We start from the raw sequence: 15,900 nt of genomic DNA, 5'->3' as shown, positions 1-15,900 counted from the left end.
TGGGCTCAGACGGTCTCGATCAGTTCGTCGACGGCCGACATCGGGCGGCGCGCGGTGTGATCGGGGCGCGTATCGGGTTTGTCGTCGTGCTTGACGTCGGGCAGTGCGGGGCCGGCCTTCATCAGCTTCAGCATGTAGTACACGCCGGTGCCGAACACGAGGAAGTACACGATCACGAACGTCATCATCGACAGGCTGACCTGCTGCACCGACAGCGGCGACACGGCCTGCGCGGTGCGCATCACGCCATACACGACCCACGGCTGGCGGCCGGCTTCGGTCGTCACCCAGCCCGCGAGCAGCGACACGAAACCGGTCGGGCCCATCACGAGCGCGAAGCGCTGGAACCACTTCGATTCATACAGGCGGCCGCGGCGGCGCAACAGCCAGGCGAGCGCGGCGAGGCCGATCATCGCGAAGCCGAGGCCGACCATGATCCGGAAGCTCCAGAACACGACCGTCGAATTCGGCCGGTCTTCCGGCGGGAAGTCCTTCAGCCCGCGGATCTCGCCGTCCCAGCTGTGCGTGAGGATCAGGCTGCCGAGGTGCGGCACCTTCACCGCGTAGCGGGTCGTTTCCGCCTTCATGTCCGGAATGCCGAACAGGTTGAGCGCGGTGCCGCCCTTTTCGGTTTCCCACAGCCCTTCGATCGCGGCGATCTTCGCGGGCTGGTGCTTCAGCGTGTTGATGCCGTGCTGGTCGCCGATCACAGCCTGCAGCGGCGCGAGCACCAGCAGCAGCCACAGCGCCATCGAGAACATCTTCTTCACGCCCTTGTCGCGGCGGCCCTTCAGCAGGTGCCACGCGCCCGTCGCGGCCACCACCAGCGCGGCGACGATGAACGCGGCGATCGCCATGTGGAACAGGCGGTACGGGAACGACGGGTTGAAGATGATCGCGAACCAGTCGGTCGGCACGACGCGGCCGTCGACGATCTCGAAGCCCTGCGGCGTCTGCATCCAGCTGTTCGACGCGAGGATCCAGAACGTCGAGATCAGCGTGCCGATCGCGACCATCAGCGTCGCGCCGAAGTGCGCGCGCGGGCTCACGCGGTTCCAGCCGAACAGCATGATGCCGAGGAAGCCGGCTTCGAGGAAGAACGCGGTCATGACCTCGTACATCAGCAGCGGGCCGGTGACGGCGCCGGCGAAGCTCGAGAAGCCCGACCAGTTGGTGCCGAACTGATAGCTCATCACGACGCCGGACACGACGCCCATCCCGAACGCGACCGCGAAGATCTTCGACCAGAACAGGCAGAGGGTTTTGTAGTACTGCTTGCCGGTCTTCAGCCACCGATATTCGAGCACGGCGATGAAGCTGGCGAGGCCGATGCTCAGCGCCGGGAAGACGATGTGAAAGGAGACGGTGAACGCGAATTGCAGGCGGGCCAGATCGAGGGCCGAAAGTGCGGTGTCCATACCAGATGACCGAGGCTGACGATACCCGCCGGCGGGTGCCGGCGGCCCCCGGCGGACGGGCGTCGGGGTTGGCTGGAGTATGGGCTGCGATGTTGCACCGCGAAATGCGCCAACTCGTCGCAGATGTCCAGCCCGTCGTGCGTTGTTTCGCGATAAATCGTTGATTCGTATCAAGAAGGCCGTTCGCGGCGCATGCGGCCGCGGCGTGGCGGCCTGCCGCACGTGCGGCAATATGGCGCGTCGCGTCATCGGAACGACGTCGCGCGTGCGGCATCGCGGTGCGCGGCGTCGGCCGGCAGGCGCCGCCCGAATTGCGTACACTCTCAGTCTCGTTTCGGCAGGGCCGGGCGCATCGGTTCCGGCTCGCGTTTACTCAGGGCACAGCGATGATCGATTTACGCAGCGATACCGTGACACGTCCGAGCCAGGCGATGCTGGCCGCCATGACCGCCGCCGAAACCGGCGACGACGTCTGGGGTGACGACCCGACCGTCCTGCGCCTGCAGGCGGTGACGGCCGAGCGGGCCGGCAAGGAAGCCGGCCTGTTCTTCCCGAGCGGCACGCAGAGCAACCTCGCCGCGCTGATGTCGCATTGCGAGCGCGGCGACGAGTACATCGTCGGCCAGCTCGCGCACACCTACAAGTACGAAGGCGGCGGCGCGGCCGTGCTCGGCAGCATTCAGCCGCAACCGATCGAGAACGCGCCGGACGGCACGCTGCCGCTCGCGAAGATCGCCGCGGCGATCAAGCCGCTCGACAATCACTTTGCCCGCACGCGCCTGCTCGCGCTCGAAAACACGATCAGCGGCCAGGTGTTGCCGGAAGGCTATGTGCAGGAAGCCGTCGCGTTCGCGCGCAGCCGCGGGCTCTCCACGCACCTCGACGGCGCGCGCGTGTGCAACGCGGCCGTCGCGTCGGGGCGCCCGATCGCCGAGCTGTGTGCGCCGTTCGACACCGTGTCGATCTGCTTCTCGAAAGGGCTCGGTGCGCCGGTCGGCTCGGTGCTGGTCGGCAGCCGTGCGCTGGTCGAGCGCGCGCAGCGCTGGCGCAAGGTGCTGGGCGGCGGGATGCGGCAGTCGGGCATTCTCGCGGCGGCGTGCCTGTATGCGCTCGATCACAACGTCGAGCGGCTCGCGGACGATCACGCGAATGCCGCGCATCTCGCGGCCGGCCTCGCCCGCATCGATTCGGTGAAGGTGCTGTCGCATGCGACGAACATGGTGTTCGCGCAATTCCCCGAAGCCGATTGCGCGCCGCTCGAGGCGTGGCTGAAGGAACGCGGGATCCTCACGCAGATGCTGTATGCGTCGCGCTTCGTCACGCATTGCGACGTGTCGCGCGCGGATATCGACACCTTTATCGGCGCGGTCGGCGCGTATTTCGCGCAGCGTCGCGCATAACGCGTTACGCGGAATGCGCCGGCCGGCGACGGGCCGGCGCGGCGTGGCATCACGCAAGACGCAGAGGAGTGACGCGCGCGGCGCGTTGCCGGCGACCCTGCCGTGCCGGCGGATTACGCTTGCCGCGGCATGTCGGCGGGCGGTGTGCCGTCGTGAAACAGCGATTTCAGTTGCGTGCGCAGTTCGGCGCTGTCGGTGTGCTGGTGCACCGAGACCGCATGCTGAACGGCGGCCTCCAGCAGTTCGTTGTCGGAGTCGGCGGAGATTGCGACCGAGCAATGCGTCGCGCTGGGAAACTCGCGGCAATCGATATAGCGGCGGGACATGATGTTCTCCTCACATGAAAGGGAACGGCCGGACCTGGATGAGCGGCCGCGCGGCGCGTTCGCGAGGCCGATGGGAAAAGTATAGGCGGCGCGGCCGACTTTCTCGTCGCCGTGCGTACCGCGCCGGCAGCGTCGCTCACCCGCGCGCCCGCCGGCGCATTACGGCAACGGCGCGAGCAGCCTGCGCGCTGCTTCGACCACCCGCGCGGACAGCGACGCCATCGTCGGCGACTGCACGGTCCACGCGTGCCAGTACAGCGTGACGTCGGTCGGATGCGCGGGCGCGAGATCGACGAGCCCCTGCGCATCGAGCGGCGCGGCGCCGATCAGCGGCTCCGGCACCATCGCGTAGCCGAGCCCGTGCCGCACCGCCGCGAAGTGCGAATGCGTGCCCGGCACGTAGTGGCACGGGTACGCGCCTTCGGGCAAGCCGAACTTCTCCTTCAGGAATGACGATTGGAGCGTGTCGCGCCGCGAATACGCGACGACGGGCGCGTGGCGCGCGCTCGTGCGGTTCAGCCCGCGCGGAAACCAGCGCACCGCGAACGCGGCGGCCGCGAGCAGCCGGTAGCGCATCGTGCCGAGCGGCGTCGCGATGCAGCCGCGCATCGGCTTCGGCTCGGTCGTCACGCAGCCGACCGCCATCCCGCTTTCGAGCAGCGCGAACGTGTGATCCTGATCCTCGACGATCAGTTCGAACAGGATCCGCTCGCCCGCGAGCACCGACGTCAGCGCCGGCAGGAACCATGTGCCGAGGCTGTCGGAGTTGAGTGCGATCGTCACGGAAATCGGCGATTCGCGGTCGGCCGCGAGCGTGCTTTGCAGGTCGGCCTGCAGCAGCGCGACGCGGCGCAGGTGCTGCAGCACGCGCTGCCCGGCCACCGTCGGGCGGCATGGCCGCGTGCGCAGCACGAGCGGCGTGCCGAGGCTCGCTTCCAGCGCGCGGACCCGCTGCGTGACGGCGGACGCGGTCACGTGCAGGCGCACGGCCGCCTGCTCGAAGCTGCCGGTGTCGGCGACGGCCAGCAGCGCGGCGGCCTGCTTCGGATCGATCGTCATCGACATGTATTAGACAAGAGAAGGTCGGACATGAGATCCCGGCTTGGCGTCGCCAGCCACGTCTCGACATATGAGAAGCCCCGCACTGGGCGGGGCTAGTTGACAGTGGTTAGTCAGAATCGCTGGTCTCAAGGTCGGGAGTGTCTCCCGCAAACGCGAGAATACGACTGCGTTCTGTTTCACGGGCCAAGGCAATATTGCTGAGTTTCAGTTGCTCGCTGATTTCTGCGTAGGCCGCTGCCCGTGGGCCGAAGCTTTCTTTCGGGGCTTCGGCGGCAAAGAGAACATCACCCACTAGAGTCTGATCGCGCCGCAGTTTCCTGATTTTTCCAATCCAATCCCAACCATGGTCGTACAGCCGCGTTGGATCGTCATGGGCCAAGAAAATTGGCTTAATAGCTCTTACGGCATCGCCGGCAGCGTTGACGCGAACGAAGGGCAGGCGTGCCTTGTAGGTATCGTCCTTGCCTAAGGTGCGTTCCCGGTAGAGGCCCGTCAGATCTGCCGCTCGGAGGATTTGGTGAATCCTCTTCTCAACGAATCGCTCTTGATACGCTTTCGTCGCAAACGATCTACCGACATAGTGATCGAAAAGTTCTTCGAGCTTTTCGCTGGGAGGCCCATCTGTCATCACTACCCGGTCACCTTGAGCAATCACCAACCCTTCTCGCGGTTTTACGAGTTCCCGGAACGCGAAGTTTGCGAAGTCCGCACTCGGCCCCATGCTTGCTTCCGCAAATGCTCGCTCGATCGATTGTGCAATGCGGACCAACTCGGTCGCGTACACCTTTCGTGCCTTACGAAAAATGTTTGCATCGAGCTCTTCAAAGAATGCGGTGATCCGAGATACGCGCTCAATCAGCTTGTATCCGACGTACTTGGCCGTCGGACTCATCAGAACGATGCCGATGTTTGCGAATTCGCCAGTCTCTGGGTACGGCATGAAGCGCACGATGGTGTATCTGCAAGCATGTTTCATCGGCGACTCCAGAAGTCAGGCAGGTACTCCGTCAGGATTGAACGTGCGTCATCTTGGCTGAAATTGAGGGGAAGATCGTCGTCAAGCCACCACCAAGAATCGGGCATTCTATCGCAAATGCCCTCCAGTTTGCCGAGGGCGGCATGAAGCCGATCTTCATAGTGTTGGCGCTCGATCAAGTCCTCAAAGACATGATCCCACGATTCGGCGAACGCATGTGACGAAAAGAAGGTGTCGCAATCGAAGTCCGTATCAAACGCCTGATTGAAGTCAATGACGACAAGTTCCTTGCGTGTCGGGTCCCAAAGCAGGTTGGGATTGCCTCCGAGATCTGTGAGTATGCGGTCCTGATTCCTCACCCAGTAGTCGAAGATGAGGACGTCGCTCCGCACAACTAGCGGGACTTCTTGTATGTTCAGCCAAGTAAATTCCATTACGCTTTCGGCCCGTCGGGAGAGGAACACGTAGCCGGCGCCCAGGTCGGCTAGCTCAGGAGCTCCAAACTGGACGATCGCGTCGTCCACCTCGCCGACAGCGAAGGGCGCGATCGGGAGGCCGAATTCACGTGCGAGTGAGCTTCCGAGCCATTCGGATACCAAGCTCTTGCGGCCAGCAGCCCGGCCCTTTGCGTAATAAAGCGCACCATCGTCGCCTCGACACAGGAATGGTTCGGTGATCCCTTGAGGCGTTCTTCCGAGGACCTCCATCACTTGGATCACGTGATCGTTAATCATTGTTTCGGACCAGTATGGGCGGGCTCAGCGGCGGCGCTCGTAATGGTCTCCGGTGCGAGCGTTCTTGTACTTGCCTCCCTTATGGGATGACCCGTGACCACCGGCATAGTGCCCACCCCGTGCAAGGCTGATCGTAGGGGCTGCCAAAGCGATGCAGAGCAGGATTGCAGCGATTCTTTTCATATTATGGTCTCTCTCAGTATGTGTCTCTTTGCACCGACAGTCCTGGCGCGGCTAAAGCGCAACCACGCGATTATAGCTAGGGCTCGTGGTGTATGTCCCCCGGGCTAGAGTGAGAGCTGTCCGTCACAGATCGCGTGTACTCGTCATCGATATATCTACAGAATCGTCGTGCAAGTACGGTTTGAATTCGCTATTCGCTCATCATCCGCGGTACACGTTTTGATCTACGCTTTAAAGACGCGCGGTACGGGCGATACGGCCATGGCGTGCCCTTTTCCTGGCAGCCGGGGTCAACCGACAACGGAGCACCGAGCCATGATCTTCCGGCAACTTTTCGACCCGCAATCGTCGACGTACACGTATCTGCTCGCCGACGCCGCATCGCGCGAAGCGCTGCTGATCGATCCCGTGTTCGAGCAGGTGCGCCGCGACGCTGCGCTGCTCGACGAACTCGGGCTGCGGCTCGTCGCGACCGTCGACACGCACGTGCATGCCGATCACGTGACGGGCGCGTGGCTGCTGAAGCAGCGCACGGGCAGCGCGATCGCGATCTCGGCCGCGAGCGGCGCGCAAGGCGCCGACCGCTACCTGAACGACGGCGAGCGCTGCGCGTTCGGCCCGCGCTACCTGACGGTGCGCGCGACGCCCGGCCACACGAGCGGCTGCGTCAGCCTCGTGCTCGACGACGAATCGATGGCGTTCACCGGCGATTGCCTGCTGATCCGCGGCACCGGCCGCACCGACTTCCAGCAGGGCGACCCGCGCGCGCTGTATCGCGCGGTGCACGGCCGGCTCTTCACGCTGCCGGCCACGTGCCTGTTGTATCCCGCGCACGACTATCGCGGGCTCACGGTGACGAGCGTCGGCGAGGAGCGGCGCTTCAACCCGCGCCTCGGCGGCGATCTCAGCGAAGACGATTTCGCCGGCTACATGCGCAACCTCGGGCTCGCGCATCCGCGCCAGATCGACGTCGCGGTGCCGGCGAACCTGCAATGCGGCGTCGCCGCGAACGCGCCCGATGCGCAGGCGGCCGCCGACTGGGCGCCGCTCGTCTACACGTTCGCCGGCTTCTGGGAAATCGATCCGCAATGGCTCGAGGATCATCTGCCGGCCGTGCAGGTCGTCGACGTGCGCGAACCGGACGAGTTCGCGGGCCCGCTCGGCCATCTGCCGGGCGCGACGCCGATCCCGCTCGGCGAACTGGCCGCGCGCACCGGCGAAGTCGCGCGCGACCGTCCGGTCGTGACCGTGTGCCGGGCCGGCGGCCGTTCCGCGCAGGCGACGGTGATCCTGAAGAAGGCCGGCTTCGACGCGGTCGCGAATCTTGGCGGCGGGATGCTGCGCTGGCGTGCCGAAGGGCGCGTCGTGATGGACGGTCGCTCGTAGGGGCCCAGGCGGTCCGTCGAAAAAATATCGGGCCGATGTCGAAACGGCCGGGCGCCGAGCGTCGTCAAGGTATCCGATCATGCGGCGCCGCCTGACGCGGCGCCGAAACCCCAGGAGCCTCCACGATGATGCCGACGCTTTACGCCCATCCGTTTTCGTCCTACTGCCAGAAAGTGCTGACCGCGCTGTACGAGAACGGCACGCCGTTCGAGTATCGCGTGCTCGCGCACGACGATCCGAAGCCGATGCAGGAACTGACCAGGCTGTGGCCGTTGAAGCGCTTCCCGGTGCTCGTCGATGCGGGCCGCACGGTGATCGAGGCGTCGATCATCATCGAGTATCTCGGCCTGAACCATCCGGGCCCCATGCGCCTGCTGCCCGACGATCCGCACGCCGCGCTCGAGGTGCGGACGATGGACCGCTTCTTCGACAACTACGTGGCGACGCCGCAGCAGAAGGTCGTGTTCGATGCGCTGCGGCCGGAAGCCGAGCGCGATGCGCGCGGGGTGGCCGACGCGCGCGCGACGCTCGACACGTCGTATGCGTGGCTCGACAAGACGATGGCCGATCGCGAATGGGCGGCCGGCGACCGTTTCAGCCTCGCCGATTGCGGCGCGGCGCCGTTCCTGTTCTATGCGGACTGGACGCACCGGATCGATCCGGCGTTCGCGAACGTGATCGCGTACCGCAAGCGTCTGCTCGTGCGGCCGTCGTTTGCGCGCGCGGTCGACGAGGCGCGGCCGTATCGTTCGTTCTTTCCGCTCGGCGCGCCCGATCGCGACTGACGGGCGCGGCCGTCGCACGGCGCGCCGCGGCCGCGCATGGCCGGCAGCGCGCGCCGGGGCGACGGAACGACAGCAGCAGCGGCAGCATCGCGCGTCTGCCCGTCACATCGTGCGCGTGGCCGACTGCGCGAGCGTCAGCAGTTCGTCGAACTGCGTGATCAACTCGAAGCACAGCAGGAACGCGAGCGTATAGGCCGGCGCGGGGAAGCGCCGGATCATCTCCAGCACCTGCGGGGCGAAGCGCGCGCGGATCGCGTCGCGCGTCAGCAGCCACGCGATCGCGATGCCGATCGCGGCGCCGGCGATCAGGTCGGTCGGATAGTGAAAGCCGAGATACGCGCGCGGCAGGCAGATGAACACGACCGAATACAGCAGCGCGACGATGCCGACGCGGCGCGCGATGATGAAGATGCCGGTTGCGATCGCCATCCACAGCATCGCGTGATCGCTCGGAAACGAACTCCAGGTCTGCAGCGTCGCCGCGCGCAGTCCGGCCGACGGAAAGTGCAGGTGCAGGTCGGGGTTGTAGATCGGCCGCACGCGGAACGGCAGCACTTGCGCGAGCACGCGGCCGACGGCGAGCGCGATGAGCCCGCTCGCGATAGTGGCGACGACCAGCTCGCGTTGCCGCTCGCGGTTCGGGCCCCGCTGGAACCACAGCCAGCACAGCACCGGAACGAGCACGAAGCCCTTGAACGTGTAGAGGCCGGCGATCACGCGGATCGCGTGATTCATCAACGGGCCGAACGTCATGTGAGTGAGGAAGACCTGGATCGTCGTGTCGAAATTGTTCATGTCCTGTGCGACCCGGGCGAACGCGCAGCGCATGACAGGCGGCCGGCTGGATCGGAAAGCGCGCTCGCACGGAGCGCAACGGGGGGCAAGTATGTCACCCGTTATTTCGAAGAAAATGCGAAAAAATACCGGGATTCCCCTGATAAAACGGGGTTCGGTGGAGGGGCCGGATGGGAGCGCGCCGGGTGGTGCGGCAGGGACGAATCGTCCGACGTTTGCGTGCGCGCGTGCACGGACGCCGGAAAAATATTTGGGTGAACTGGACAATTCGGTCAGTCGGCGCGGACCTTGCGCCGGATGAACGATTGCGGCGTTACAGCCGCGCGAATCTGCCGGGCGGCGCAGCGTCATGCGCGCGCCGATCAAAAAATAAAAAAAAGCGGGCAAGCCCCGTGGGCCTGCCCGCCGATGTTACGCGATGCCCGACTTCAGTTGCGCCACACCCGCACGGCGAGCGCGGCCAGCGACGTCACGACGGCCAGCGCGGTCACCGCGTTCCAGCCCAGTTGCGCGAGCAACAAACTGCCGATCGCGGCGCCGGCCGCCATCCCGATGAACATGCCGACGAACAGCACCGCATTGAGGCGGCTGCGCGACGCGGGATCGATCCGGTAGACGATCGACTGGTGCGCGATCAGCGTGGCCTGCACGCCGAGATCGAAGCCGATCGTCGCGACCGCGAGCAGCACGAGCTGCGCATGCGGCGACATCAGCGGCGCGGCGGCCATCGACGCGAACGACACCGTTGCGATGCCGATCCCGATCCGCGTCACGCGCTCGGGGCCGTGATGGTCGGCCAGGCGCCCGGCGATCGGCGCGGCCAGCGCGCCGGCGGCGCCCGCGAGGCCGAAGGCGCCGGCGGCCGCGCTGCCGAGGTGGAACGGCGCGCCGTGCAGCATCACCGCGAGGGTCGACCAGAACGCGCTGAACCCGACGGCCAGCAGCCCCTGCGCGAGGGCGGCGCGGCGCAGTGCCGAATGCTCGCGCCACAGCGCGCCGAGCGAGCCGATCAGCGCGCGATACGGCAGCCGCGTGGTCGGCTCGAAGCGCGGCAACCCGCGTGCGGCCACGGCGCCGATCGCGGCGACGCTGGCGGCGGCGAGCGCGAACATCGCGCGCCAGCCGGCCGTCTCGGCGACGAATCCGGCCACGACGCGCGACAGCAGGATGCCGAGCAGCAACCCGGTCATCACCGTGCCGACGATGCGGCCGCGATGCATGTCGTGCGCGAGCGTCGCGGCGGCCGGCACGACGTCCTGCGCCATCGTCGCGGCGAGGCCGATCGCGAAGCTCGCCGCGAGCAGCAGCCCGAGCGACGGCGCGACGGCGGCCAGCAGCAACGCGGTGACCAGCGCCGCGGCCTTGATCACGATCACGCGGCGCCGGTCGAAGCGGTCGCCGAGCGGCGCGAGCAGCAGGATGCCGAGCGCATAGCCGAGCTGCGTGAGCGTCGGCACGAAGCCGATCGCCCGCGCCGACGCGCCGAGATCGGGCGCGAGCGCGCCGAGCATCGGCTGCGCGTAGTAGAGCGGGGCGACGCCGAGGCCGGCGGCGGCCGCGAGCAGCAGCACGAGCCGGCGATCGGGCATCGAATGGGCGGCCGGACGGGCCGGAGCGTGCGCCGTGCGGGGCGCGGCGTCGAGACGGGTCGGGGTGGACATCGCGTACATCCTGGGTTGAAGAATGGGATGGACGCGAGTGTGGCGGTACGCGGCCGGCGACGGTAGTGCCACCCGGCGCAGATTTGTTATACGCTCGACGAATGACCGAAAAATCCTCTCCCTCTCCCGCTGCTGGCGGGTCTCGGCGCATTCAGGCGGTGCCGGTGGACGGCGCTGGCTATCGTTTCGAGCTGATGGAAACCTTCGTGCGCATAGTCGAGGCCGGCAGCCTGTCGGCGGCCGCCGTGCAGTTGCACACGACGCAGCCGACCATCAGCCGGCGGCTGCGGGCGCTGGAAAATTCGCTCGGCATGCGGCTGCTGCAGCGCACGACCCATACGATGCGGCTGACCGTCGACGGCGAGCGGTGCTTCAAGCAGGCGAAGGAGCTGCTGGCGAGCTGGGCGGCGTTCGAGGCCGATTTGCGCGGCGCGCAGGAGGAGCCGGACGGGCTGCTGCGCGTCGCGGTGCCGCACGCGTTCGGCCAGCAGCGTTTCGTTGCGCCGCTCGCGCAGTTCCTGCGCGACTACCCGCGCGTGTCGGTCGAGTGGCTGCTGCAGGACGAGGTGCGCGATTTCGTCGGCAGCGGCATCGATTGCGCGATCCAGGTCGGCGAACCGACCGATCCGGGCGTGGTCGCGATCCGGCTGACGAAGGTGCCGCGCTTCGTGGTCGCCGCGCCGTCCGTGCTGAGCGGCGCCGACGTGCCGGCCGATCCGGACGCGCTCGCCGCGTTGCCGTGGCTCGCGTTGCGCACGTACTACCGCACCGAACTCGCGCTGACGCATGCGACCACCGGAGACACGCGACGCATTCCGATCCGCCCGCGCATCACGACCGCGAACCTGTATGCGTTGCGCAGCGCGGCGCTGCTGGGCGTCGGCGCGTGCGTCGGATCGTCGTGGATGCTGGCCGACGATCTCGCGCGCGGCGATCTCGTGCACCTCGCGCCCGAATGGCAGGCCGCGGCGCTGCCCGTCTACCTGACTTATCCGCATGCGCAGTTCTATCCGTCGCGGCTCGTGCGGTTCGCCGCGATGATGCGGGAGGCGGTGCCGGCGCTCGTCGAAGGGCGCGACGGCTGAAGCGGGCGGCGCGGTGGCGGCGGCTCGCCGTCAGCCGCGCCGGATCCCTTCGGGCAGCGCGCTGATGCGGCGCACTTCGGGCGAATCGAGCCACGCGCGCGACGTCGCGCAGTCGACGAACATGTCGGTCGCGTCCTCGCCCCAGAACAGGTCGCCGTCGAGCGCGAAGGTCGGCACGCCGAACACGTTCTCGGCGATCGCGCGATCCGTGTTCGCGCGCAGCGCGTCCTTGACCGGCTGAGCCTCGACGGCCGTCACGCCTTCCGGAAAGCCGACCGCTTCGCACAGCGCGGCGAAGCCTGCGGGCGTCGACACGTCCTGGCCGTCGCGCCAGATATGCCGGAAGATCCGCCGGATCGCGTCGCGCGAGCTGCCCATCGCGATCGCGAGACGCAGCGGCTTGATCGGGTTGAACGGGTGCGCGGGCGGCATCCGGAACGCAATGCCCAGCTTGTCCGCCCGGTATTGCGCATGCCGATAGGTGAACACGCGCTTGGCCGCGATTTCCGCCGGCGCTTTCTGGCCCCAGTGCGCGAGCAGCGCGCCGAGCACGATTGGCCGAGGCTCGAACGCGGCGGCGGGCGGCAACCGGTCGAACTGTTCCTGCTGCAGATAGGCGAACGGCGAAACGAAATCGAAATACCAGCTGGCGGTGCGCGCGGCGTTCATCGCGGGGGTCTCCTCGGGCGGGTCCGGTGGTCGGTTGCACGCATGGTGCGTCGCCTGAGAACGGCGCGCTGCGCGCATCGGCGGCCAGTGTCGCATGCGGCCGTCTTTCGCGCTGCCGTATCGCGTGCCGCGCGCAACCGGCTCCCTACGACCGGGCGGCGTCGTCTGCCGACGATGCGAGCCGCGCGAGACTGTCGCGCACGGCCGGCGCGTCGTAGCGCGCGCCCGCGCCGCCGAGTGCGACGGTCGCCTTTTGCGCGAGCGGCAGCAGCATCGCGAGCGCCGCCGTCATCGCCGGCGCGGCGGCGAGCCGCGACTTCGGGCCTGATACCGTTAGCGCACCGACGCATTCGCCGGCCGCGCCGAACACGGGCACGGAAGCCGACGCCGTTTCCGGGTCGCGCTCGCCGTACGACGCGGCCCACAGCTGTTCGCGCACGTCGTTCCAGCGGGCGTCCTGCGTGTCGGTGAAGGCCAGCAGCACCTTCCCGGATGCGCCCTGGCCGACCGGAAACTCCTCGCCGACGCGGATCGACACGCGTACCGCCCGTGCGGGCTCGACGCGATACAGCACGGAGCGCACGTCGCCCTGGCGCACATAGAACGATGCCGTTTCCCCGAGTTCGCGGCTCAGCGTCTCGAGCAGCGGCTCGACCACCGGGCCGACGCGGAACGAACGCTGGTACAGCGCGGCGAGCCGCTGCGGCTCGTGCCCGATCGCGTACTGGCCGTCGTCGAGCTTGCGCATGAAGCCGCCATGCTCGAGCGCCGCGAGCAGACGCAGGATCGTGCTCTTGTACAGCCCGGTGCGGCGCGACAACTCGGCGAGCGACAGCCGGTCGTCGGTCTGGCCGAACGCACGGAGGATCGCGAACGCGCGGTCGAGCACCGCGACGCCGCTGGACGCCTCTTCCGTCGCCGGATCGGCTGCGTCGCCGGCGTGATCTGCTGGATTCCTGGGCACGGCCTGATTCCTTCGAATGATGGTCGGCGGACTATATCGTTCTATCTGACAGAACTCAAGTTCCAGAAAAACGCGATTCCACGGGTATACCCCGCTTATCGCCCATTCGACACACGCTTAAAGTTCTGTCAAACAGAACTATGTTCTTTCAGATAGAACGATGGGATATCGAATGAAGGTTTCAGAAAACTCGAAGGTGTTGGTCAGCGAGGTCGGCCCGCGCGACGGGCTGCAGAGCATCAAGACCGTGATGCCGACGGCCGCCAAGCTGCGCTGGATCACCGCGCTGGCCGCGGCCGGCCTGCGCGAGATCGAGGTCGGGTCGTTTGTGCCGGCCACGCTGTTGCCGCAGATGGCCGACGTGCGCGAAGTCGTCGCGCACGCGCTCGCGATTCCCGGGCTGCACGTCGCCGCGCTCGCGCCGAACCTGCGCGGCGCCGAGGGTGCGTTCGACGCGGGCGTGCACAAGCTGACGCTGCCGGTCTCGGTGACGCAAGCGCATTCGCTGGCCAACATCCGCAAGACGCCCGCGCAGATGATCGACGAGGTGCGCGCGATCGTCGCGCTGCGCGACGCGCGGTTTCCGTCGGTGCAGATCGAGGCCGGCGTGTCGGTGGCGTTCGGTTGCACGATTGCCGGCGCGGTCTCCGACGACGAGACGATCGCGATGGCCGTCGCGATGGCCGAATGCGGCGTCGACGAAATCGGCCTGTCCGACACCAGCGGTTATGCGAATCCCGCGCAGGTGCGCCGGCTGTTCACGCGGCTGCAACGCGAAGTCGGCGACAGGGCCGGCGGCGCGCATTTCCACAACACGCGCGGGCAGGGGCTCGCGAACGTCGTCGCGGCGCTCGACGTGGGCGTGACGACGATCGACGCGAGCCAAGGCGGCCTGGGCGGCTGCCCGTATGCGCCGGGCGCCACCGGCAACATCGTCACCGAGGATCTCGTGTTCCTGCTCGAGGCGATGGGCGTCGACACGGGCGTCGACGTCGACGCACTGCTCGCCGCGCGCGCGATCCTGCATGCGGCGCTGCCGTCCGACGCGCTGTACGGCCACGTGCCGGACGCCGGGCTGCCGAAGGGCTTTCGCTATGCGGATGGCCGCGTGCCCGCGGCCGCGCAGCCGGAAGGATGCGTGGCGGGAGTCGCACGATGAACGATCGGCAACCGGCTTCCGCACTGCCGTACGCAGGCGTGCGCGTGATCGAGATGACGCACATGGTGATGGGCCCGACGTGCGGGATGCTGCTCGCGGATCTCGGCGCGGAAGTGATCAAGATCGAGCCGATCGCGGGCGACAGCACGCGGGCGCTGCGCGGGTCCGGCGCGGGCTTCTTCGGGATGTTCAACCGCAACAAGAAGAGCGTCGCGGTCGACGTGAAGGATCCGCGCGGGCTGGAGATCGTGCGGCGGCTCGTCGCGACGGCGGACGTCTTCAGCGAGAACTTCAAGAGCGGCACGATGGACCGGCTCGGGCTCGGCTACCCGCAGCTGGACGCGCTGAATCCGCGGCTCGTGTACGTGTCGCACAAGGGCTTCCTGCCGGGGCCGTACGAGCATCGCACCGCGCTCGACGAGGTCGTGCAGATGATGGGCGGCCTCGCGTACATGACGGGCCCCGAAGGGCGGCCGCTGCGTGCGGGCGCGAGCGTGAACGACATCATGGGCGGCATGTTCGGCGCGATCGGCGCGATGGCCGCGCTCGCGCAGCGCGAGCGCACGGGCCGCGGCCAGCAGGTGCAGAGTTCGCTGTTCGAGAACAACGTGTTTCTCGTCGCGCAGCACATGATGCAGTTCGCGGTGACGGGGCAGGCCGCGTCGCCGATGCCGAGCCGGATTTCCGCGTGGGCCGTCTACGACGTGTTCTCCGTCAAGGATGACGAACAGATTTTTCTGGCGGTCGTGTCGGATACGCAGTGGGCGCTGTTCTGCGATGCGTTCGGCCTCGCCGCGCTGAAGGACGACCCGCGCCTCGCGACCAACAACCTGCGTGTGCAGGCGCGCGAATGGCTGTTGCCGGAACTACGTTCGCGGCTCGCGCCGTACTCGGCCGCGGAGATCGGCGCGATCTTCGAATCGACCGGCCTGCCGTATGCGCCGATCACGAAGCCGCAGGACCTGTTCGACGATCCGCATCTGCTCGCCACGGGCGGCCTCGAAGCCGTGACGCTGCCAGCCGACGCGAGCAGCGCCGGGCGGCCGATCGACACGCGCACCGCGCTGCTGCCGCTGACGCTCGCGGGCGAACGCCTGCGGCTGCGCTCGGCGCCGCCTGCGCTCGGCCAGGACACGTGCGCGCTGCTCGGCGAGCTCGGCTACACGCCGGACGACGCGCGTGCGCTGATCGATGCCGGCGTCGTCGCGGGGCGGTACGGCGCGGACGTCGCCGTGCACGGCGACGGACCGGGCGGTGCGCCGTCGGCGAACGAAGTGGCGAGCGCGTAGCGCAGCCG

15 protein-coding genes are annotated in these 15,900 nt (G+C 67.6%); 6 read left to right on the top strand and 9 right to left on the bottom strand.

The features are described from left to right. Window positions 1-5: 5 nt before the first annotated feature. Complete coding sequence (locus tag HWX76_RS20800) at window positions 6-1,418, bottom strand: cytochrome ubiquinol oxidase subunit I (RefSeq protein ID WP_176016290.1); 1,413 nt, start codon at window positions 1,416-1,418, stop codon at window positions 6-8. Window positions 1,419-1,804: 386 nt separating this feature from the next. On the opposite strand from HWX76_RS20800, the gene ltaE reads away from it, so the two are divergent. Continuing rightward, window positions 1,805-2,818 (top strand): low-specificity L-threonine aldolase, encoded by a 1,014-nt coding sequence (gene ltaE / locus HWX76_RS20795; RefSeq protein WP_176016289.1) that lies wholly within the window; start codon window positions 1,805-1,807, stop codon window positions 2,816-2,818. A gap of 113 nt (window positions 2,819-2,931) precedes the next feature. On the opposite strand, the gene HWX76_RS20790 is transcribed toward ltaE, so the two are convergent. From HWX76_RS20790 to HWX76_RS20775, 4 genes are all read right to left on the bottom strand, one after another. Then, entirely contained in the window at window positions 2,932-3,144 is a 213-nt protein-coding gene (locus tag HWX76_RS20790; RefSeq protein ID WP_034205979.1) for a DUF1059 domain-containing protein, read from the bottom strand. Between the two features lie 159 nt (window positions 3,145-3,303). Then, the gene (locus tag HWX76_RS20785; protein ID WP_050012187.1) at window positions 3,304-4,209 is read right to left on the bottom strand and encodes an HTH-type transcriptional regulator ArgP; all 906 of its coding nucleotides are present in this window, start codon (window positions 4,207-4,209) and stop codon (window positions 3,304-3,306) included. 103 nt (window positions 4,210-4,312) lie between these two features. Then, the gene (locus tag HWX76_RS20780; RefSeq protein ID WP_124638912.1) at window positions 4,313-5,182 is read right to left on the bottom strand and encodes a DUF3037 domain-containing protein; all 870 of its coding nucleotides are present in this window, start codon (window positions 5,180-5,182) and stop codon (window positions 4,313-4,315) included. After that, the gene (locus HWX76_RS20775) at window positions 5,179-5,916 is read right to left on the bottom strand and encodes a HipA family kinase (protein ID WP_124638911.1); all 738 of its coding nucleotides are present in this window, start codon (window positions 5,914-5,916) and stop codon (window positions 5,179-5,181) included. The genes HWX76_RS20780 and HWX76_RS20775 overlap by 4 nt, the downstream gene beginning before the upstream one ends. Window positions 5,917-6,414: 498 nt before the next feature. Here HWX76_RS20775 and HWX76_RS20770 point away from each other — a divergent pair, with 498 nt between their 5' ends. Together HWX76_RS20770 and HWX76_RS20765 are read left to right on the top strand one after the other, a co-directional pair. Continuing rightward, entirely contained in the window at window positions 6,415-7,485 is a 1,071-nt protein-coding gene (locus HWX76_RS20770) for an MBL fold metallo-hydrolase (protein WP_176016288.1), read from the top strand. Window positions 7,486-7,610: 125 nt separating this feature from the next. Further along, window positions 7,611-8,270 carry a glutathione S-transferase family protein gene (locus HWX76_RS20765; protein ID WP_176016287.1) on the top strand — a complete coding sequence of 220 codons (660 nt, stop codon included), beginning with the start codon at window positions 7,611-7,613 and terminating at the stop codon, window positions 8,268-8,270. Between the two features lie 102 nt (window positions 8,271-8,372). On the opposite strand, the gene HWX76_RS20760 is transcribed toward HWX76_RS20765, so the two are convergent. Then, window positions 8,373-9,065 carry a phosphatase PAP2 family protein gene (locus HWX76_RS20760; protein ID WP_124631325.1) on the bottom strand — a complete coding sequence of 231 codons (693 nt, stop codon included), beginning with the start codon at window positions 9,063-9,065 and terminating at the stop codon, window positions 8,373-8,375. A gap of 428 nt (window positions 9,066-9,493) precedes the next feature. After that, entirely contained in the window at window positions 9,494-10,726 is a 1,233-nt protein-coding gene (locus HWX76_RS20755; protein WP_176016286.1) for an MFS transporter, read from the bottom strand. Between the two features lie 101 nt (window positions 10,727-10,827). On the opposite strand from HWX76_RS20755, the gene HWX76_RS20750 reads away from it, so the two are divergent. Next, window positions 10,828-11,811, top strand: a complete 984-nt coding sequence (locus HWX76_RS20750; RefSeq protein ID WP_176016285.1) for a LysR family transcriptional regulator — start codon at window positions 10,828-10,830, stop codon at window positions 11,809-11,811. Window positions 11,812-11,841: 30 nt separating this feature from the next. Here HWX76_RS20750 and HWX76_RS20745 read toward each other — a convergent pair whose 3' ends face one another. Then, window positions 11,842-12,480 (bottom strand): 2-hydroxychromene-2-carboxylate isomerase, encoded by a 639-nt coding sequence (locus tag HWX76_RS20745; protein ID WP_089489866.1) that lies wholly within the window; start codon window positions 12,478-12,480, stop codon window positions 11,842-11,844. A 145-nt stretch (window positions 12,481-12,625) separates the two neighbouring features. After that, window positions 12,626-13,444 carry an IclR family transcriptional regulator gene (locus HWX76_RS20740; RefSeq protein WP_050012180.1) on the bottom strand — a complete coding sequence of 273 codons (819 nt, stop codon included), beginning with the start codon at window positions 13,442-13,444 and terminating at the stop codon, window positions 12,626-12,628. Between the two features lie 172 nt (window positions 13,445-13,616). On the opposite strand from HWX76_RS20740, the gene HWX76_RS20735 reads away from it, so the two are divergent. After that, a complete protein-coding gene (locus HWX76_RS20735; RefSeq protein WP_124638908.1) occupies window positions 13,617-14,603 on the top strand; it encodes a hydroxymethylglutaryl-CoA lyase in 987 nt (328 codons plus the stop codon). After that, window positions 14,600-15,892, top strand: coding sequence for a CaiB/BaiF CoA-transferase family protein (locus HWX76_RS20730; RefSeq protein WP_176016284.1), 1,293 nt, complete (start codon window positions 14,600-14,602; stop codon window positions 15,890-15,892). The genes HWX76_RS20735 and HWX76_RS20730 overlap by 4 nt, the downstream gene beginning before the upstream one ends. The last annotated feature ends 8 nt before the right edge of the window (window positions 15,893-15,900 follow it).

It is taken from the genome of Burkholderia sp. BCC0398, from assembly GCF_902833245.1.
Classification (GTDB): domain Bacteria; phylum Pseudomonadota; class Gammaproteobacteria; order Burkholderiales; family Burkholderiaceae; genus Burkholderia; species Burkholderia sola.
The sequence above is the reverse complement of the archived record's forward strand: the minus strand, read 5'-3'. Positions and strand labels throughout refer to the sequence as shown.